The sequence below is a fragment of the Psychrobacillus sp. MER TA 171 genome (genome assembly GCF_023713305.1).
Lineage (GTDB): Bacteria > Bacillota > Bacilli > Bacillales_A > Planococcaceae > Psychrobacillus.
The window spans coordinates 92,347-112,191 of the sequence record NZ_JAMAWN010000010.1 but is presented as its reverse complement, the minus strand read 5'-3'; the positions used below and the strand labels follow the sequence as shown (position 1 = coordinate 112,191).

At 38.8% G+C, this 19,845-nt stretch carries 19 protein-coding genes; 10 read left to right on the top strand and 9 right to left on the bottom strand.

Annotated features, from left to right (window positions below; all coding sequences use genetic code 11):
• Nucleotides 1–7: 7 nt before the first annotated feature.
• Nucleotides 8–1,237 carry an MFS transporter gene (locus tag M3627_RS11360; protein WP_169361271.1) on the top strand — a complete coding sequence of 410 codons (1,230 nt, stop codon included), beginning with the start codon at nucleotides 8–10 and terminating at the stop codon, nucleotides 1,235–1,237.
• A gap of 49 nt (nucleotides 1,238–1,286) precedes the next feature.
• On the opposite strand, the gene M3627_RS11355 is transcribed toward M3627_RS11360, so the two are convergent.
• Complete coding sequence (locus M3627_RS11355) at nucleotides 1,287–2,186, bottom strand: AraC family transcriptional regulator (protein WP_169361270.1); 900 nt, start codon at nucleotides 2,184–2,186, stop codon at nucleotides 1,287–1,289.
• A gap of 92 nt (nucleotides 2,187–2,278) precedes the next feature.
• On the opposite strand from M3627_RS11355, the gene M3627_RS11350 reads away from it, so the two are divergent.
• Entirely contained in the window at nucleotides 2,279–3,088 is an 810-nt protein-coding gene (locus M3627_RS11350) for a serine hydrolase (protein WP_169361269.1), read from the top strand.
• 60 nt (nucleotides 3,089–3,148) lie between these two features.
• Here M3627_RS11350 and M3627_RS11345 read toward each other — a convergent pair whose 3' ends face one another.
• On the bottom strand, nucleotides 3,149–4,807 hold the full coding sequence (locus M3627_RS11345; RefSeq protein WP_169361268.1) for an FAD-binding dehydrogenase: 1,659 nt from the start codon (nucleotides 4,805–4,807) through the stop codon (nucleotides 3,149–3,151).
• A 151-nt stretch (nucleotides 4,808–4,958) separates the two neighbouring features.
• Between M3627_RS11345 and M3627_RS11340 the strand changes: the two genes are divergently transcribed.
• The 3 genes from M3627_RS11340 (at nucleotide 4,959) to M3627_RS11330 (ending at nucleotide 8,322) form a co-directional block, all read left to right on the top strand.
• The gene (locus M3627_RS11340; protein ID WP_240949821.1) at nucleotides 4,959–5,918 is read left to right on the top strand and encodes a TRM11 family SAM-dependent methyltransferase; all 960 of its coding nucleotides are present in this window, start codon (nucleotides 4,959–4,961) and stop codon (nucleotides 5,916–5,918) included.
• Nucleotides 5,919–5,936: 18 nt separating this feature from the next.
• Entirely contained in the window at nucleotides 5,937–6,581 is a 645-nt protein-coding gene (locus M3627_RS11335) for a LytTR family DNA-binding domain-containing protein (protein WP_169361267.1), read from the top strand.
• 223 nt (nucleotides 6,582–6,804) lie between these two features.
• Nucleotides 6,805–8,322 (top strand): succinyl-CoA:acetate CoA-transferase ScpC, encoded by a 1,518-nt coding sequence (locus tag M3627_RS11330; protein ID WP_169361266.1) that lies wholly within the window; start codon nucleotides 6,805–6,807, stop codon nucleotides 8,320–8,322.
• Nucleotides 8,323–8,914: 592 nt separating this feature from the next.
• Here the strand turns inward: M3627_RS11330 and M3627_RS11325 are convergent.
• Nucleotides 8,915–9,733 (bottom strand): YitT family protein, encoded by an 819-nt coding sequence (locus tag M3627_RS11325; RefSeq protein WP_251555656.1) that lies wholly within the window; start codon nucleotides 9,731–9,733, stop codon nucleotides 8,915–8,917.
• A 492-nt stretch (nucleotides 9,734–10,225) separates the two neighbouring features.
• Between M3627_RS11325 and adh the strand changes: the two genes are divergently transcribed.
• The 3 genes from adh (at nucleotide 10,226) to M3627_RS11310 (ending at nucleotide 13,056) form a co-directional block, all read left to right on the top strand.
• Nucleotides 10,226–11,746, top strand: a complete 1,521-nt coding sequence (gene adh / locus M3627_RS11320; protein ID WP_169359428.1) for an aldehyde dehydrogenase — start codon at nucleotides 10,226–10,228, stop codon at nucleotides 11,744–11,746.
• 22 nt (nucleotides 11,747–11,768) lie between these two features.
• Nucleotides 11,769–12,131 carry a DUF779 domain-containing protein gene (locus M3627_RS11315; RefSeq protein ID WP_251555634.1) on the top strand — a complete coding sequence of 121 codons (363 nt, stop codon included), beginning with the start codon at nucleotides 11,769–11,771 and terminating at the stop codon, nucleotides 12,129–12,131.
• Between the two features lie 193 nt (nucleotides 12,132–12,324).
• Nucleotides 12,325–13,056 (top strand): NADPH-dependent oxidoreductase, encoded by a 732-nt coding sequence (locus M3627_RS11310; RefSeq protein ID WP_251555633.1) that lies wholly within the window; start codon nucleotides 12,325–12,327, stop codon nucleotides 13,054–13,056.
• Between the two features lie 53 nt (nucleotides 13,057–13,109).
• On the opposite strand, the gene M3627_RS11305 is transcribed toward M3627_RS11310, so the two are convergent.
• The 6 genes from M3627_RS11305 to M3627_RS11280 all read right to left on the bottom strand — a co-directional run bounded on the left by M3627_RS11305 (nucleotide 13,110) and on the right by M3627_RS11280 (nucleotide 18,386).
• Entirely contained in the window at nucleotides 13,110–14,192 is a 1,083-nt protein-coding gene (locus M3627_RS11305; protein ID WP_251555632.1) for a CAP domain-containing protein, read from the bottom strand.
• 17 nt (nucleotides 14,193–14,209) lie between these two features.
• Nucleotides 14,210–14,746, bottom strand: a complete 537-nt coding sequence (locus tag M3627_RS11300) for a superoxide dismutase family protein (RefSeq protein ID WP_251555631.1) — start codon at nucleotides 14,744–14,746, stop codon at nucleotides 14,210–14,212.
• A 173-nt stretch (nucleotides 14,747–14,919) separates the two neighbouring features.
• Nucleotides 14,920–16,095: an MFS transporter gene (locus tag M3627_RS11295; protein ID WP_169359425.1), complete on the bottom strand. Its 1,176-nt coding sequence runs from the start codon at nucleotides 16,093–16,095 to the stop codon at nucleotides 14,920–14,922.
• A gap of 6 nt (nucleotides 16,096–16,101) precedes the next feature.
• Nucleotides 16,102–16,506 carry a MarR family winged helix-turn-helix transcriptional regulator gene (locus M3627_RS11290; RefSeq protein WP_169359424.1) on the bottom strand — a complete coding sequence of 135 codons (405 nt, stop codon included), beginning with the start codon at nucleotides 16,504–16,506 and terminating at the stop codon, nucleotides 16,102–16,104.
• A gap of 121 nt (nucleotides 16,507–16,627) precedes the next feature.
• Nucleotides 16,628–17,152, bottom strand: a complete 525-nt coding sequence (locus M3627_RS11285; protein ID WP_169359423.1) for a hypothetical protein — start codon at nucleotides 17,150–17,152, stop codon at nucleotides 16,628–16,630.
• Nucleotides 17,153–17,213: 61 nt separating this feature from the next.
• Nucleotides 17,214–18,386, bottom strand: coding sequence for an alanyl-tRNA editing protein (locus M3627_RS11280; RefSeq protein WP_169359422.1), 1,173 nt, complete (start codon nucleotides 18,384–18,386; stop codon nucleotides 17,214–17,216).
• A gap of 226 nt (nucleotides 18,387–18,612) precedes the next feature.
• Between M3627_RS11280 and M3627_RS11275 the strand changes: the two genes are divergently transcribed.
• Nucleotides 18,613–19,056 carry an ASCH domain-containing protein gene (locus M3627_RS11275; protein WP_169359421.1) on the top strand — a complete coding sequence of 148 codons (444 nt, stop codon included), beginning with the start codon at nucleotides 18,613–18,615 and terminating at the stop codon, nucleotides 19,054–19,056.
• 14 nt (nucleotides 19,057–19,070) lie between these two features.
• Nucleotides 19,071–19,733 (top strand): glyoxalase, encoded by a 663-nt coding sequence (locus M3627_RS11270; RefSeq protein WP_169359420.1) that lies wholly within the window; start codon nucleotides 19,071–19,073, stop codon nucleotides 19,731–19,733.
• Nucleotides 19,734–19,845: the final 112 nt, after the last annotated feature.

Sequence of the window (19,845 nt, the reverse complement as noted above, 5' to 3'; positions counted from 1 at the left end):
GAGGTAAATGAGTAGTTTAAAGGACCCATATCGGCTGTATATTTATATTTGCTTTCTATCGCAATTATTTTTTACTTTTATATTTACAGTCAGTTTGTTGTATCAAGTAAGCGTTGTTAAGCTGGATCCGTTGCAACTAGTTTTAGTGGGAACTGTGTTGGAGATAACCGTATTTCTCTTTGAGATTCCAACTAGTATCGTGTCTGATTTAAAGAGCCGGAAGCTATCCGTTATCATTGGTTACTTTCTAATAGGAGTTGGTTTTTTATTAGAGGGCTTGTTTCCTTTTTTTATTACGGTTTTATTGGCTCAAGTGGCATGGGGGATAGGGTATACCTTTACTAGCGGGTCATTGCAAGCCTGGATAGCTGATGAAATAGGAGAAGAAAAGGCCTCATCTGCATATATGAGAGGAGCTAAGGCTGGTAACCTTGGCCAATTAGTTGCCATTCCGTTAAGCGTATTAATCGGCTCCTACCTAATCCATCTACCGATTATAGTAGGAGGATTATGTATGATTGGTTTAGCTGTTTTACTAATATTCTTTATGCAAGAGAATCATTTTAAACCTTTGAAAAGAAGCGAAACAGTTGGTGCATGGGAGACAATGAAGGAGAACTTAGATAAAATCATTCTTTTCTCCAGAACTAGCTTTATACTTCGTATGCTATTTCTAATCGCTCTGTTTATAGGTTTTTATAGTGAAGGTTTCGATCGTCTGTGGCTTCCTCATCTATTAGAAATGGCTGAAATAACTACCTTGTCCAATGAACGACTGGTGCTATTAACTGGAGGAATTCAATTAGTTGTCGTGCTGCTGTCATATATGTTGCTTCACTTTTTAAATAAAAGTACGATTTATCAAGAATTGCACCGAATATATATCGCTCTTTTTATTGGTTGCTCCAGTATAGTGGTAGCATTAATAGGCTTTGCATTTTCGAGCTATATTATTGGTTTGTTTATTTGCTATGTAATAATCCAAGTTAGTCGGAAGGTAATGTCCCCATTAGAGGACATTTGGTTAAATAAAATCATACCAGACTCTTCTACTCGGGCAACATTTTTCTCTGTAAAAGGGCAGGTGGATGCAGTTGGGCAAATAAGCGGTGGACCTGTTATTGGGTATATTGCCACAACCCTTACTATTAAGACTGCAATTATAGTAAGTGCGCTTATTTTAAGTCCAGTTCTATTTTTTTACCGTTCTCTTCTAAAGAAGGGTGTGCAGAAATAGTGGTAATTCGAAAAAAAGCAGTAGCTTATCTATTAAATTAAAGTTTCTATCATTTTTCTTTAATAGGAAGGTAAATCTCCATATAAACTTTGTCGTACTCCCAATCATGGCAGTGTTCATCATAATATTCAAAGTCATAGCTGTCTTCATCGACTTCATATTGGGAATCAGGTAGCCAGTCTTCTAAAATATATTGCCAAGTACCTTTGATAGAGGAAACAAATTGCTCTACCGGTACAAGAGGTGTTTTGAAAACTGCATAAGTGGTGGCCTTAACGGTAAATTTAAGGATTCCTTCAGGTACTGTTGTGCCCTCTTCAAAATTCACCGCAAATAAATAGGTGAAATGATCTTCTGACTCTGGTGCACTAAGATTAAAACAATATTCTCCGTGCTTTTTAGGTGTTAAGAGGTTATATAGAGTAGTTTCAATGGATTCCTCAGAGAGTATTCGTTGATTCCAAAAGGCGGGGGCATCTCTCGTAAAGGCTATATTTCCCATCCGTGTTTCAAACGTCTTACCTGCTACCCTAAAAGGGGGCTTAGAAATGATTTTAGGCTGAAGAACTACTCCCCCAGTTTTCTTTTGTATAAGGCTCTCTAAACATAGTCTTTGTGGAACCGAAATGGGGCAGTGCATCTTATATAAGCTAGGGGGACTCCCAAAGCAGCGTTTAAATGATTTAGTAAAGCCTGCATGTGTTTCAAACCCATATTCTAATGCTATATCTATAATTCTTTTCTCCTTCAGTAAGTCAACTAAGGCAAATTGTAGCTTCCTTTTTTGCACATAATCCATTGGTGTATAACCAGTAGTCTGATGGAAAATACGAGAAAAATGAAAAGGGGAATAGCTGATAAGCTTTGCAAGGCTTTCGGTATTTATATCATCTTTAATATGTTCGTCTATATAATCAATGACTTTTTGTAATAGAAAAAGTTGTGTCATGCAACATGCTCTCCATAAATTCGAATTTTCTAAAAATAAATCTTATAATAGTCTATAATAAAACAAAGAGAATGACTAGAGGAGGATGGATAGTGGAGGAGCTAATAGGTAAAGTTCAAAAGTTGATTAAACCTTCCAAGGGGACATGGGGGATTGTATTAGATGATTTGAATACGGGAGAGAAGTGGGAACACAATGAGCAAGAGCTGTTTTATGCAGCTAGTGTCATTAAGGTACCAATAATGACAGCAGTTTTTCAGGCAGTAGAACGTCAACAATTGTCCCTGACCGATTTAGTCAGATTGGAAAAAGATGAGTATGTGGGAGGGTCCGGAGTCCTCCAGCATTTAACTCCAGGAACTTCACTACCATTACTAGATATCATGCTTCTGATGATTATTCAAAGTGACAATACAGCTACGAATCTTTTAATAGATTTAGTTGGAGTAGAAAATATTCAACAAACAATGAAGGAAGCCGGTATGGAATACAGTACATTTTATAATAAGCTTATGTTGAGTAAGCCAAATCCACTTGGCTCTAATAGAATTGCTGCAAAAGATGTTGGTATCTTACTATCTAAAATGGCTCAGGGACAGCTAGTTAGTGAACAAGCAAGTAAGCAAATGATAGATATGCTTAAAAAACAACAGGTCCGTGATTGTTTGCCGGAAAAACTTCCTTCTCCATATTCCAACTTCAATAATGGGATGCCTGCTTGGGAATTTGCAAATAAGACTGGTTGGATACCAGGCACCCGTCATGATGTAGGAGTATTTTTTGTAGGAAATAGAAAACTAGTTGCAACAGTCCTATCGGAGAAGGAGGATGATATCCTATCCAAAAGAATACTTTCTCAAATAGGCTACGAAATATATCAATATTTATGTAAGGAAGTATAAAGAGCATATTCCCTTCCAAAAGAAAAACTTTGACAGACGGTAGTCAAAGTTTTTTCTATATTACTTGGATAAGTCCTTGGCCAATGCTCTCCCTGTTTCTCTTCCTGTGAACAGACATCCTCCCAAGAAGGTTCCCTCCAGAGCACGATAGCCATGCATTCCTCCACCACCAAAGCCTGTGACCTCTCCAGCTGCATAAAGACCGGGAACGGGATTACCTTCTGAGTTAAGGACACGACCGCCTAGATCTGTTTGAAGACCCCCTAGTGTTTTGCGAGTCAGGATATTCAAACGAACTGCAATCAGGGGACCATTTTTAATATCTAATATTTTATGAGGGGCAGCTACACGTATAAGCTTATCTCCGATATAATGACGGGCTCCCCTTAAGGCAGTTATTTGAAGGTCCTTTGTAAACTTATTATCCATCTCCCGATCACGAGCTACAATTTGTTTTTCTAGATGTTCATAATGTAACAGGCTATTTCCGGTAATTCTATTCATCCCAGCTACTAGTTCCTTTAGAGTTGTGGCAACTACAAAATCTTCCCCCTTCTCCATGAATGCCTTAACTGGATCAGTTGGCCCAGGTAAAATCCTTTTTAGCACTTGTTTGATGCTCTTTTCAGTAAGATCAGGATTCTGCTCTGAACCAGATAGTGCAAATTCCTTCTCAATAATTTTTTCTGTGAGTATAAACCAGGAATAATCATATCCAGTATCTTGAATGGCTTTTAAGGTACCCAATGTATCGAAGCCTGGGAAGTTTGGGGCGGGAAAGCGATTACCCTCTGCATCTAGCCAAATGGATGATGGACCGGGCAAGATACGAATTCCGTGTTCCTTCCATATTGGATTCCAATTCTTAATACCTTCTGTGTAATGCCACATTCGGTCTTTATTGACTACACGTCCACCTGCTTTTTCAGTGATTCCCATCATTCTTCCGTCTACATATTCTGGAACCCCGGAAATCATGTTTTTAGGAGGGGAGCCGAGGCGTGCTGGCCAATTTTGACGTACTAGTTCAAGGTTAGCTCCAATGCCTCCACTTGTGACTACTACTGCTGTCGAGTGGTATTCAAAGTTATTAATAACTTCTCTTGAGCTTGCTTGTCCACGTTCCGCATCGCTTGCCGCTAAAATGGATCCGCCTACACCAGTCACCCTACCATTAATAGTTAACAAACGATCGACTTGATGACGTGGCTTATAAGTAACTAATCCCTCGGATACTGCTTTTTGCACCTGCTTTTTAAATGGGGCAACAATTGCTGGGCCTGTACCCCATACAATATGAAAGCGAGGAACTGAATTGCCGTGTCCTTCAGCTAGATAACCTCCACGTTCTGCCCATCCAACTACGGGGAAAAATCGAATACCTTTTCCGTGCAACCAGTCTCTTTTTTCTTCATGAGCGAAACGTACATAAGCCTCTGCCCATTTTTTTGCCCAGTATTCTTCCTCGTTATCTCCATCAAACCCCGCTGTCCCTAGCCAGTCCTGCCATGCAAGTTCGTAGGAGTCCTTAATACCCATCCTTCTTTGCTCCGGAGAGTCTACAAGAAATAGTCCTCCAAACGACCACCAGGCTTGCCCGCCTAGGGAACTTTCCGGTTCTTGATCCAATAACAAAACTCGCTTTCTAGCATCTACTAATTCAGCTGTTGCCACGAGCCCTGCTAAGCCGGCTCCTACAACGATTACATCAAATTCCATTCGCTTATCCCCTTTTAAATATCTAATAGTTCTGAAAATTACTGTCAATCCTTATTATACTTCCTTTTTATGCTAATTAACTATTGGGTTATGATAACGGACTTTAAAAAGTACCACATGTTATAATGAAAATATTATTGGAGGTAATACGTTGAAAAATTTAAACGATCATCCGTCATTTATTTATACATTTGCTTATAACGATGCAGAACGCTCTCTTTGTCATCTAGAGATGCGCTCTTTTTTTGGGTACGATACAGACATGAAAATACTTAAAAGTGATACAAAGATAGATCCTAGTAGAAGTCCATTCATGAAGGGAAGAATGGATATCTTAGCGGAGGGGGACACTGTAGAAGAAATTATTGCCGCTGCCCATTTATTTGGTGAAGAAGGAGAGACCAACAAAGTGATCTTTCTTAAAATAAATGATAGGCAAGGTGAGGATAAGATTGAAAACAAGGAGCGTCTCCACATTGAACGAGCTATTGGATCAGAGATGAAGGGAGATTTTGACCTTCATAATCCAGAACAATTCTTTGCAATAGCTCCATACCAACAGCGATGGTATTTTGGTACTTATACAAAGAGTGAACCTATTTGGTTTAATCATATAAAAAAACCAAAAGAATATTCTACTGCCCTAAGTACGAGAGTAGCTAGAGCTGTAGCTAATATAGCCGTTCCTCATCCTTCAGGCGTACGAGCAATCGACCCGTGCTGTGGAATTGGAACTGTCCTAGTAGAAGCGAGATCTATGGATATCGATATTGTAGGAAGAGATATTAATCCCTTAGTTTGTATAGGATCCAGAGAAAATCTGGCTTATTTTGGGCTAACTGGACAGGTAGAGAAGGGTGCTATTCAAGACATAGAGGAAGCCTATGACGTAGCGATTATCGACTTACCTTATAATTTATATACTCATGCCTCATGGGAGGAACAACTGACCATATTAAAGCATGCGAAAAGGATTGCTAAGCGGGTAGTCATTGTCACAATCGAATCTATGGATGATCGGTTAGAATCGATTGGTCTTCATATAAAGGATCGCTGTATTACAACGAAACAACAGTTTGAGCGAGAGATTTTAGTTTGTGAATCAAAGTAGTGAAAGGGGGAGAAAAGGGTGCATGAGCTCTCTTTAGGTGGACTTTTAGATGTAGTTGGCCAGTTATTTTCGGACGAAATATCCATAGCCGTTTCAGACAAAGAAAAGTATATATACTATAGACCAAGCACACGCATTGATTTAAAGATAAAACCAGGGGACCCTATAAAGGAAGGAACTTTAGCTTATAAAGCGCTGCATAGTAACCAAAAAGTCTCTGAATTTATCAATCGAGAAATGTTTGGGATTCCTTATCATGGGATGGCTGTACCCTTGCAGCACAACGGTGAGGTAGAAGGAACTGTTTTGGCCATCTATCCTGCTCTGACGGATGGAAAATCAGTTATTACAGTCAAAACACTAGACGGCTGGATGCCTGTTCCTTTTTCAGATGTTATCTATTTAGAAGCAAGAGATCGAAAAACGAGAATCGTGACTAAAAATTTTACTGGTACACATGCTGGTTCACTCCAGGATTTTGAATATAGACTACCAAGAGAATCCTTTATACGGTGTCACCGTTCTTTTATCGTCAATGTGCATCAGATTAAAGAAATATACCCGGATACACATTCTACCTTTGTATTAGCTATGCAAACCGGAGAAAAGGTATCTGTTAGCCAGTCGTATTCTAGCTATTTTAGGAAATTATTAGGTTTTTAAAAAGAAGGCATGGATAAGGGGTTAATCTCTTTTTATTCAAGCTTTTTTTATTTATTCCTTTTTTTGATATAGCAAAATATGAATTTTTTTAAAATCCATTCTGTTTTAGTCATTATTTTTTCTGCTTCATTCATTTTATAAGTGTCTTTGACTGTTTTTATCAAATTTGTGACGATACGAAGTAAAATAATTAGACAAGGCAACTAATGAGGGGGATGTCTGTATGTTAAAAGAACTTAATCGTATAAAAAATACTAAATTACATAGCTTAATAGTAAGCGCAGAAGAAGCGGCTTCCTGGATTCAAGACGGAATGACTTTAGGATTAAGCGGATTTACACGTGCGGGTGATGCGAAAGCGGTGCCATTAGCATTAGTAGATAGAGCTAAGAAAGATACTTTTAAAGTTAACGTATTTACAGGAGCTTCAGTAGGCTCTGACATAGATAAGCTTCTATCAGAAGCAGGAATCATTAATAAACGTTTACCATTCCAGGCGGATGCAACTATGAGAAAGCATATTAATGCAGGTGATCATCTATTTGTTGACCAACACTTATCTCATACATCCGAATTAATTCGTAACGGGGTTTTACCTACAATTGACTTCGCTATTGTGGAAGCGGTTTCAATCACAGAGGATGGAATGATTATACCAACTACTTCAGTTGGTAACTCTGCAACCTTTGTTACTCATGCAAATAACATTATTATTGAAATAAACTTAGCGCAACTTGAGGAGTTCGAAGGCTTACATGATGTTTATGAGCCAGTCGCACAAGGAGACAATAGACAACCAATCCCTGTAACCTCCGTAGGTGAACGAATTGGTACCATTGGTATCCCTTTTGATGCATCTAAGGTTAAAGGAATCGTTTTTACTAAGTATTTGGATTCTCCATCTACAATTGTTCCTCCGGATGAGGAAACAAAGGAAATGGCAGATCACTTAATCACTTTCCTTCGTGAGGAAGTAAAGGCTGGAAGATTAACAGAGAAGCTAGCGCCTATTCAAGCTGGTATAGGCTCTGTCGCTAATGCCGTATTACACGGAATGATTGATTCGGAATTTGAGAACCTTGAGGTTTACTCCGAAGTATTGCAAGACTCTGTTTTTGATTTGATCGATGCAGGAAAGGTCGACTTTGCTTCTGGATGTTCGGTTACACTATCAGAAGAAAAGATGAACCAGGTATTCGGTAGCTTCGATCAATATCGTGAAAAGCTTGTGTTAAGACCACAGGAGATTACAAATCATCCAGAAATAATCCGTCGTCTTGGACTAATCTCTATTAATACAGCGTTAGAGTTTGATATATACGGAAATGTAAACTCTACACACGTATGTGGTACAAAGATGATGAATGGTATCGGAGGTTCCGGAGACTTTGCACGCAATGCCAAACTGGCTATATTTGTAACCAAATCTATTGCTAAGGGTGGAAATATCTCTAGTATCGTTCCATTTGTATCTCATGTCGATCATACCGAGCATGACGTAGATGTAGTAGTGACAGAGCAAGGCTATGCTGATTTACGCGGTTTAGCTCCTCGAGAGCGTGCATCTTTAATTATTAATAATTGTGTGCATCCAATGTATAGAGACCAGTTAAGCAGTTATTTCGTGGAGGCCCTAACTAGAGGCGGACAAACTCCTCATGTATTAGAGAAAGCATTCTCTTTCCACACGAAATTTGCTGAAACTGGAACTATGTTAGATAAAGAAGAATCATTAGCTTAAAACCAATAAAACCCCGTATCCTTCTACAAGGTACGGGGTTTTAATATGCAAAATAAAAAGTAGTGGTAAAAATAGGCGGTTGCGCTTTTCTCGATGTCTAGCTGCACCGCCTTGCCCCTCGGGGTCAAATGGAGAAAAGCTCCGGTGGCTGAGGAACTGCCTCCTCGTTTTTCTCCATTTGCCTGTCGGGGCAGAGATAGGCGGTTGCGCTTTTCTCGATGTCTAGCTGCACCGCCTTGCCCCTCGGGGTCAAATGGAGAAAAGCTCCGGTGGCTGAGGAACTGCCTCCTCGCATTTCCCCATTTGCCTGTCGGGGCAGACATAGGCGGTTGCGCTTTTCTCGATGTCTAGCTGCACCGCCTTGCCCCTCGGGTCAAATGGATAAAAGCTGTGGTGGCTGAGGGACTGCCTCCTCGTTTTTCTCCATTTGCCTGTCGGGGCAGAGATAGGCGGTTGCGCTTTTCTCGATGTCTAGCTGCACCGCCTTGCCCCTCGGGGTCAAATGGGAAAAAACTGCGGTGGCTGAAGAACTGCCTCCTCGCATTTCCCCATTTGCCTGTCGGGGCAGACATAGGCGGTTGCGCTTTTCTTGTTAATGAATGTCTTTTTTCTTAAATCTGCCGCCTTGTACCTCGGCTATGTTGCCTACTGCTAAAAAGGCATGGGAATCTATTTCTTCCACAATTGATTTTAGCTTGGCTTCCTCTAATCGAGTAACAACTGTAAAGATTACCTTCTTACTATCTCCTGTATAGGCACCTTCCCCATGAAGATATGTTACTCCCCGACCAAGACGGTCCATGACAGTATCACCAATAATCTCAACTTTATCACTAATAATAAAGACGGATTTAGATTCATCTAAACCTTGAATAACGATATCAATAGTTTTAAATGCTACAAAGTAGGCTAAAAAGGAATACATAGCTTGCTCCCAAGTGAAGACGAAACCGGCAACAGAGAATATGACTAGATTTATTATCATAATAATCTCGCCAACTGAAAAAGGTAATGCTTTATTAAAAAGAATAGCTAAAATTTCAGAGCCATCCAAGGAACCTCCATGACGAATAACTAATCCTACTCCGACGCCAAGAACGATGCCTCCAAATACAGTTGATAGGAGTAAATCCTTTGTAAAAGCATCAATATGGTGTAAATAAGATGTACAGAGTGACAGTATAGTAATACCAAAAAGAGTGGATAGTGCAAAGGTTTTTCCGATTTGCTTGTATCCTAAGAAAAAGAATGGAATGTTTAGTATGAAGATAAAAACTCCTAATCTTACTCCCGTTAGATGTGAAATAATGATAGAAACTCCTACTACTCCACCATCGAGAATTTGATTGGGAACTAAGAAAAGTTCTAGACCGACGGCCATCAGGATAGCTCCAATTGCTATCATGATCATGCGCCCAGCAACAACTTTTTTGGGGGTTTTTCTGTGAGGTATTTTAACTTTTGCCAGCTCAATCGCTATATCACTCAATTTAATCTCCTCTTTTCTAAAAAATAGCCATTCTTCTATTTTATAAAAAAATTCAAAAAATTAAAAGAGTGTTTTCTATATATTAATAAAATTATCCAAAAAATGTTATAAGCATTTTTAATCTATCTATTTAAATTTATGTAGTCCTTTCTGAAAAGAATAATGAAGGCTTTAATATTGCACGTGGCTGATAGAGGAATTATGAAAATAACAGAGCCCATCTTTAAATAAGTTTATCAAATTATATAATTTGAATATTCATTTTAATCTGTTAATATTATTGTAAGATTGATATTATTAGAGGGGGGATATAAGATTCAAATTCATGGAAAGTAATTAAAATTGTAAGCGCATACATAATTATTCTTTTGCATATTATTTAAATGCGCAAAAAAATGTGGGGGAGGAATAGGGATGGTTTATGCATTTCCTAATACTGAAGGGGCAAAGGTTTCCTTTAAGGACAAGTATGATAATTATATCAACGGAGAGTGGACACCACCGGTTAATGGGCAGTACTTTGAGAATGTCACTCCTGTGACAGGAAAGGTATTTACAATGGTTGCTCGTTCCACATCGGAGGATATTGAATTGGCTTTAGATGCAGCTCATGCCGCCAAGGAAGCTTGGGGATTGACATCGGTAACTGAGCGATCAAATATTTTGAACAAAATTGCTAACCGTTTAGAAGAAAATTTAGAAATGTTAGCTATTGCAGAGACTTGGGATAACGGTAAAGCGGTACGAGAGACTTTAAATGCTGATTTACCTTTAGCTATTGATCACTTTCGTTATTTTGCTGGTGCCATAAGAGCACAAGAAGGTCGACTTAGCCAAATAGACAATGATACAGTTGCATATCATTTCCATGAACCTCTTGGTGTAGTGGGACAAATTATTCCTTGGAATTTCCCTATCCTAATGGCAGTATGGAAGCTAGCCCCGGCCTTAGCAGCTGGTAACTGTGTCGTGCTAAAACCAGCAGAGCAAACGCCAGCCTCTATATTAGTACTAATGGAGCTGATTGAGGATTTACTTCCCGCTGGCGTGGTGAATATCGTAAATGGATTTGGCTTAGAAGCTGGTAAACCTTTAGCCTCTAGTCCTAGAATCAGTAAAATTGCCTTTACCGGAGAAACTACCACTGGCCGTTTAATCATGCAGTATGCTTCTCAAAACCTTATTCCAGTAACACTAGAGCTTGGTGGGAAATCACCAAATATCTTCTTTGAGGACATAATGGATGAAGATGATGCATTTTTAGACAAAGCAATAGAGGGCTTTGTATTGTTCGCTTTAAATCAAGGAGAAGTGTGTACATGTCCTTCAAGGGTGCTTATTCAAGAGTCTATTTATGATAAGTTTATGGAACGAGTAATTGCTCGAGTGGAGTCTATTAACATAGGAAATCCTTTAGACCCTGATGTAATGATGGGAGCACAGGCTTCCACAGAGCAAATGGAGAAAATTCTATCCTACTTGGATATTGGAAAACAAGAGGGAGCAGAGTGCCTGATCGGTGGCGAACGGAATACATTAGAAGGTGAATTGGCAGAGGGCTATTACATTAAGCCGACAGTCTTTAAGGGTCATAACAAAATGCGTATATTCCAGGAAGAAATTTTTGGTCCAGTGGTGTCGGTTACCACATTTAAGACGAAAGAAGAAGCTCTGGAAATTGCTAATGACACGTTATACGGCTTAGGTTCTGGAATATGGACACGCAATATGAATACAGCATATCGTTTTGGACGTGCTATTCAAGCAGGACGTGTATGGACAAATTGTTATCATCAATACCCGGCCCATGCTGCTTTCGGAGGCTACAAAATGTCTGGAATAGGCCGAGAAAATCATTTGATGATGCTCAGTCACTATCAACAAACCAAAAATCTATTAGTGAGCTATAGTGAAAATAAATTAGGATTCTTTTAAGCAACAGAGAGGATGAATGTAGATGGTCGAAAGGGTCATCGCAACAGATGCTTCACTAGAGCTAATCGAGCAATTGAAAATTAAGCACGGTCCCTTAATGTTTCATCAATCAGGAGGGTGCTGTGACGGGTCCTCTCCTATGTGCTATCCCAATGGGGAGCTAATTGTCGGAGATCAGGATATCCTCTTGGGACATATTGGGGATGTTCCGTTTTACATGCACAAGAATCAGTTTGAATACTGGAAGCATACCCAGCTAATCATTGATGTGGTAGAGGGAAGAGGAGGAATGTTTTCTTTAGAAGGAGTAGAGGGCAAACGATTCCTAACAAGATCTCGGGCATTTACCTCTGACGAGAACACTCAGCTTAGTAGTTATGAATAATGGAAATAAGCACAGTAATGGTATCCCCTTCCTGTGCTTATTTGTAATTGACTCAACAAACACTGCAGAGCCCATAGCTTGTTACTTGCCGTCTTTAATAGCCATTCCGTTTCCTTAGAGTGTGATTTGTTTCATTCTTAAAATAAATTAAGCTATACTTACTTTAGAAAAAACAACGAAAGAAGGAATACGAATGGTTAAAGAACTGTTACGAGCGCATGCTTCTGTGAGAAAATATAAAGACTATAAGTTGCCGAGAGAAGAAGTAGTAGAGCTTATAGAAACTGCTCAACATGCTGCCAGCTCCCACTTCGTACAAGCCTATAGCGTGATATGGGTTTCCGATGAGGAGAAAAAAGAAGAACTAGGTAGACTATCCAAAAACCCTACTCAATTTGCTACTGCAGGAGCAGCTCTTCTAATGTGTGCAGACTTCAATCGCTTACAAGCGGCTGGCAAAATTCAAGAAAAAGAAATAACGATTGATACGGTTGAAAATGTAATTGTCGGAACAGTAGACGTAGCCCTGTTCTCGCAAAATCTTGTTATTGCTGCCGAAGACAAAGGCTATGGCATCTGCTACATAGGTGGGGTAAGAAATGCATTAGATGAAATTAGTACTTTGTTTAATCTGCCAGAAGGGGTATTTCCACTCTTTGCAATTACACTAGGTGTGCCTGACCAACAAAATGAGGTGAAGCCACGTCTACCAGTGGAGGCCATTCTCCACGAAAATGATTATAATTCTGGTAAATACGGAGAGCTTCTCAAAGAGTATGATGAAACGATGAAGGAATATTACTTGAGTCGTGGATCTAACCAAAAAGTATCTACTTGGACAAGGCAAATGGCAGACTTCCTAGAAAGTCCTCGCAGACCCCATGTGAGAGATTTCTTAGCAAGTAAAGGATTTAACTTAAAGTAAGTGAAATTTAGAAGAGAGGATCCGACATTAGTCGTGATCCTCTCTATAGCTTTTTACTGTGTAAAAAAGTTTTCAGTGTAGTAGGGTGTAGCAGTATCATTAAAAGCAGTTCCGACTCCTAAGTTCCTGTAATTTGGACTGAGAATATTTTTACGATGACCAAGTGAGTTCATCAATCCCTCATGGGCAAATATACTGCTGCTTTGTCCGTATGCTAAATTTTCACCAGCATAGGTAAAGCTAAGACCGTCCTGCTCCATTCGGTCAAAAGGAGTTAGCCCCTGTAAGTTGTCATGACTAAAATAATTATGGACAGCCATATCCTCACTATGCTTCCGAGCGGTGTCACTTACTGATTCATCGTACGCAAGGATAGGTAAACCACGAATCGCACGAGCAGCATTTGTTAAATCGAAAAGCTGATATTCAAATCCTTTTTTCAATTCCTCAGAAGGCTCACCAAATGTTTTTTTATGATTTTTTTCCACGGATTCCTCTACAATTTGTATTGCTGTAATAGTACTGCTCTCATGTATATCATAAAAAAAAGTAACATAGTTGTTATTGACCAAAAACAAATCATATTCCCCCGAGTCTGGGAGTATATAGACGATGTTACCCTTTTTTAAACGTTTGATAGGTTCTCCTAAAGCAGCAAGCAACTGCTCTCTATTACTATCCATAGTCATCCCTAAAAACATGGAGTTAGAGGGCTGATTAGTGAACATGGCATTTACCTTATTTTGAGAATCATAAGAAACCATCATGAAATTTTGATAGTTTTCATGGTGAGTATGCCAAACTAACCCGTATTCGTTTAGACTAACTCTTTGAGCTTTTCCATATATCGTTTCAATCTCGGTTTTTTTCATACCCATCTTAATCTGATCTAGCTCAATGCCTGCATCAGAAAGAGGAATGTTCGTTTTAGTTGGGGAGGAAGTAGGATTAGATTTCATCTCTTGCCAGTAAGCCTTCGCTTCATTTAGATACTGACCAACCTCCATAGACTCTATCCATTCATCTACAGGCTGAAGAAAAGAAAGATCAACATATTCAGTTGTATATTCCTCCCACAAAGGTCTGGAGAAGAAAATGGCTACTAACAAAAGAAGAAACCAGCCTACTTTTCTCACGTGTTTCACACTCCAACTTATTTCTTAATTTCTCCGCATACAATTCTTTTGCCAGAATTACCTGCAGGATCGGTTTTATAGTCATCAGCACTTTCATGAATAACAATAGCACTACCATCAGCATCTAACAAAGAATTACTTTTCCCTTGAGTTAACACTACAGCAGGTGAAATAGTTTCTAACTCAACAGTTCCATCCTTGTCTATTTCAATATTGGGTAGATCTCCGGCATGATACCCCTTATGATTTTGAAATCCATGCTCTTTTCCAGTAGGATTAAAATGACCTCCGGCGGATTCAAACGTTGGTTTTTCACAGCTAGCCTTCTCATGAAAATGGATGGCCTTAATTCCAGGAGCTAACCCCTCTGCTTTTAATAAAATATGGGTACCCTTGGAGGTTTCTGAAAGCGTTGCAGTTCCTACTTGTTTACCTTCTGAATTCATCAATGAAACATCCACCATCTCACCTTTATCTGCATCAACTGAAGAAAAGCTACACCCTGCCAATAAAACGCTAGTAATTACTAAAGTAACTGTAATATGTTTATACACTTATGTCCCTCCTAATTTTACATTTTTAAGTCCACATAAGTCTTACCAAATATAGGGTTTATATACATCTATTTAAATAAAAAGCACAATGCAGTCGACTTCTGCATTGTGCTTTTTATAATATAAACGGATTAACTCGGAACAAAGCGTTTGTCCCTCAAAAGGCATTAAGCTTAGCGATTAAGGTTTGCTCTCAATCGCTTCATTTGCATTAAGAATACAATCAAGGTCAAGGCAACAATACCGCTAGATAGCAGGTAAAGCCCTTGATACCCAAGTTTCGATGCAACAATTCCGAGGATGAAAGAACCTATAGCAATACCAGTATCGAACAATGTAAAGAAGGTAGCTGTTGCATAGCCACTTCTCTCATGAGTAGTCGATTGTATAGCTAGTGTTTGGAAGCTAGGCACAATCGCTCCATATCCTAAACCAATAAAAGCGCCAGACAATAAGAATGTAAAGGGACTATCCATATATGCTAATAAAATAAGTCCAAACATAAAGAAGACTAATCCCGGTATTATTATGTATCTTGGTCCTTTTTCATCAAAAATTCTTCCGGTAAATGGTCTACTTACAAGCATCACAATAGCAAAAACTGCAAAGAAGCTACTAGTTAGATACAACAAATCTTTTTGTTGGGAGTATATAGAAAGATAAGATAGAATGCTTGCGTATGAAAAAGCGACTAAGCTCCCGATTAATGCGATTGGTAAAGATTTCTTTTCAAAAAGATCGTTTAAAGTCATTTTTGCTCTGACAGGTGGCACGGCTGGCTGTTTCTCAGGTGGAATGGATAATGCCGTTAAAGCACCAATTAATAAAAGTAGACTCATAGCTATAAAGAAAATATCATATGAGAAGTACTGAACAATCGTCAAAGCGATGAAGGGACCTACTACTACAGCTAAATTTGTAGACATAGTAAAGTATCCTAATCCTGCACCACGTCTAGATGGTGGAATATTGTCTGCAGCAAGGGAGCCACTGGCGGTTGTAGCGATACTAAACCAAATACCTTGGACAAAGCGCAAAATAAGCAAGATACTAAAGGGTTCTATGAAGTAATACATAACTGTGCAAATCAAGTATAAAAATAAACTGATCCATAGCATCTTTCTCTTACCGGCTAAATCTAAAAGCTTACCGGTAAACGGACGCATAATAATTGCAGAAATTAAAAAAATGGTCATTAGTAAACCGGCATCTTCATCCGAACGCTCTAATACATCGGTAGCGTAAAGAGGAAGAACAGTTACTAAGCCATAGAAGATGATAAATATGGAGAAGTTTGTACTGAACAAACTGATAAAAGGTTTAGTCCATATTGGTTCCTTGTTAGTCAAAAAACATTACTCCTTATTAATTTTTTTTAACAACTCCATTAAAAGCTGTTGGTCTTCTTTAGACAGGGCAGAAATCATTTCGTTTTCGAAAACATTCATAGAGTTTTCAATAGTAGGAAAGGTTTCTAGCGCTTTGGTTGAAAGTCTTACTATTTTTTCACGACGGTCTTTTCCAGCCTTTATGTCTAGCCAACCTAAAACAGCCAATCGATTGACTGTACGAGTGATCGTAGGGGCTTCCACATTTAAATACTTCCAAATTTGAGTCAGTGTCATTTCATTATGTCGATAGACGCAATTCAAGACAGACCATTGAGATGAATAAAGATTATAACCCTTTAGCGTTTTGTTTACCTCATACGATAAATAACGAGTCTTTTGGAAAAGCTCATGAATAAGTGGATTTGTCATCTTCTAGCTCCTTGTCTGGAAAATTATTTAACTAGCTAAGTTTTATTTTAATCCTCATTATACACTTTGTAAAGTGGGAGAAAACTGGAGAAATAAGAAAAAGCCGAGAAGACTCGGCTTTTTAAAAGCATTGAAAAGATGTTATTCTTCCTAGGTCTGTACCGTAGAAGGTCCAACGAAAACCATTCCAGCGAAAACCAGAAACTGAATTTCTACCTACATAGGTTGGGTAAATCCAAAAGCCTCTTCCGTTATTTAACCAAATATAAGTGTTCCGGAACAAGCAATTTCTAATAGCGCCAGGGTCAACCGCAAACACGCCTACATCCTGTCTTTGTTGAGGAATAAACGAGGGCGGAGGGCTAGTAGGTGGCCCTCCTTGTGTATTTTGTCCTGGAGGCCTACCTGGTGTACCTGGAGTCTGCCCGCCACCTGGCGGTCTATTTGGAAATCCAGGCATCCCTGGCGAGCCCGGAAAACCCGGAGACCCTGGAAAACCTGGCGAACCCGGTGATCCTGGAAAACCTGGTATACCCGGAAAGCCACCTGGCCCACCTGGCGGTCTTCCTGTGCTTCCAGGTCCACCAGGTGGTCTTCCCGGAAATCCGCCGGGAAATAAACCCGGAAAATTAAATTGATTCGTCAAAATAATATCCTCCTTCTACTTAGTCAAGTTAGTATATGTAGAAGGAGCTTTTATGGCACGGCTACTTAATGTAAGTTAAAGCCTTATTTAAGAGCTCTGTACTAGAGAGCGCTGCTTCGCCTCCACCTTGGGCAAGTGTATCATTTCCTCCACCCTTACCATTAATTAGAGGAAGTAGCTGTAGAAGCAATGCTTTCATACTCTCTTCTCTATTTGTACCACGGGCAGTTACGATTTGAAGCTTTTCTTCATTGTGTGAAACTAATACACATAGGGAGGAAGGGGATTCCTCTACAAGGAAGCGAGCAAGCCTTTGTAGATCCTGAATAGTTCTATTTTCAAAAGTAACACCTACTATATCGTTAATAGATTGTTTTAATAACTCCTTGGCTTCGAACTTTAAAAGCTCCTGTTTGTGCTCATTTAATAGCTTTTCTAAATTTTTGTTAGTATGCAATAGGTTATTTGCAGTATCGACTAGCTTTTCCTCCGGTGAACTCAGCTTGCTAATTAGGCTAAGTAATACATTTTGCTTACGGTCAAGTTGTGTTAACACTCTTTTACCGCAGACAAATTCCACTCGAATATGCCGTTTTTCTTTCTCTGTCTGTAGGATTTTAATGGAACCTACTTGTCCAGTCGAAGATGGATGAGTGCCGCCGCAAGCGTTGTAATCGAAATCAGGAATGATGACTAATCGGATATCTTCCTTAATACTAGTTGATTTACGTAATTTGTATTGAGTAAGCTCATCTTCTGTCACCCACTTTGTTTCAATAGCGCGGTTTTCAAGAATTATTTGATTAGCTAATTCTTCTACTTTTTTCAATTGCTCCTCAGTAACTTCGGTTGTATCTAAATCAATTGTTGCAGTTTCTTTACCAAGGTGGAAGCTTACTGTTTGCATTTGGAAAAGCTCTGCAAAGGCTGCAGATAAGATGTGCTGACCAGCATGCTGCTGCATATGGTCGAAACGTCTCCTCCAGTTAATACTCCCCTTCACTTCTATGGACTGAGAATCTAATGGCTCAGCTAGAAAATGTCTTATTTCTCCATCTATAATCTCTACGTTTACTACGGAAATATCATTTAGACTACCAATATCACATGGTTGGCCGCCTCCAGTAGGATAGAAAGCTGTTTCTGAAATTATTACATATTCCGGTTCTTTTTTTATGATAGAGGCAGTAAAAGTAGTTAGGTAAGGATCTTCGTAATATAATTTGTTAGTCATTTCATTAGCTCCCTTATGTAGGATGTCCTGATCGCTTTATTAACGATTGCATGCCTGTATGTTTGTTCTTCTTGTCTTACTGTATACACTAATATCTTATAAATCCTCCATTACTTCTAGTTAGTTCTGGTAACCTTGAAAGAAATAGTGAAAATATCAATAGTATTTTGAAAAATCCTTCTCTATACTAAAATTAACGAAATATTAAATAAAAGAGGTAATCCATATGAATGTAGCTGCTAGAGAATACTGGAACAGTTTTTGGAAAGACAAAGAGTATGAGCCCAAGGTCTCCGCTTGGCAATTTGGAGAAGATGCGGACACTTTGGCACAACTAGTTGTAAACAGAATAAAAACTGCTACTTGTTCCGCTCATATTCTATATGAAAAAGAAAATGAGCCACTTCCACAGGTTGGTGAGTATAATATTATCTTAAATACCAAGGATGAACCAGTTTGTATTATAAAAACAAAGGATGTCACCATTAAACCGATGAATAGAATTTCTGAAGAATTTGCGCATGCAGAGGGTGAAGGAGACAGAAGTTATAATTACTGGAAAAAAACCCACATAAATTTTTTCACAAATGAATTAGACAAAGTTGGGTTGAAGTTTGAAGAAGATTTATTGTTAGTCTGTGAACGATTTGAAGTAATTGATGTTAAATAAAAAGGGGTGCGAGTATGTTTAAAACAGTAACCATGTATACAAATAAGTTACAGGAGCTGCGAGGATTTTATGGGAATGTGCTAGAGCTCAATGTTACAGCAGCAGATGACCATTATTTTCAAGTAGAAATTGGCGAGTCTACTCTTGTTTTTCAAGAAACAGAACTTGCTTCGTTGTATCATTTTGCGATTAATATTCCAGGCAATCAATACACACTTGCTAAACTTTGGGCAAAGGAAAGAGTTGTGCTAAATAGAGAGGATGGGTTAGACGATATATACTATAGTCGGTTTGACGCAGACGCATTCTATTTTGAGGACCCGGCTGGTAATGTAATCGAGTTTATCGCTAGAAGACATGTAGATAAATGGAGTGACTTCAGTATTGAATCTTTACTGAATATAAGTGAGGTAAGTATAACAACTCCTTTTGTAAAACAGGTAGGAGAACAGCTTCAAAATCTAGGTATTGCTGTATCAGGTCATGTTCGGATCGAGCCTGAGGAGCTAAACTTTATAGGTAGAAAAGATACATTTATATTACTCGTCCCTCCACAACGCAGATGGTATTTCTCTAGAAAGATGAGTGTTACCTCTCCAATAGACATTCATTTTACGAATGGTAAAAGAGTTGCAATTAATGAAAAAGGCGAGTTATCAGAGGATGAGAGCGACTAGGTAACACTTCTAGTGTTACAGTCGCTTTTTTTTAGAATGTCGCTTTTTTAGACCATAAAGTACAACTGATATTTAAAATTATTTACATTAAAATTTTTTCTAGGGGAAAGAT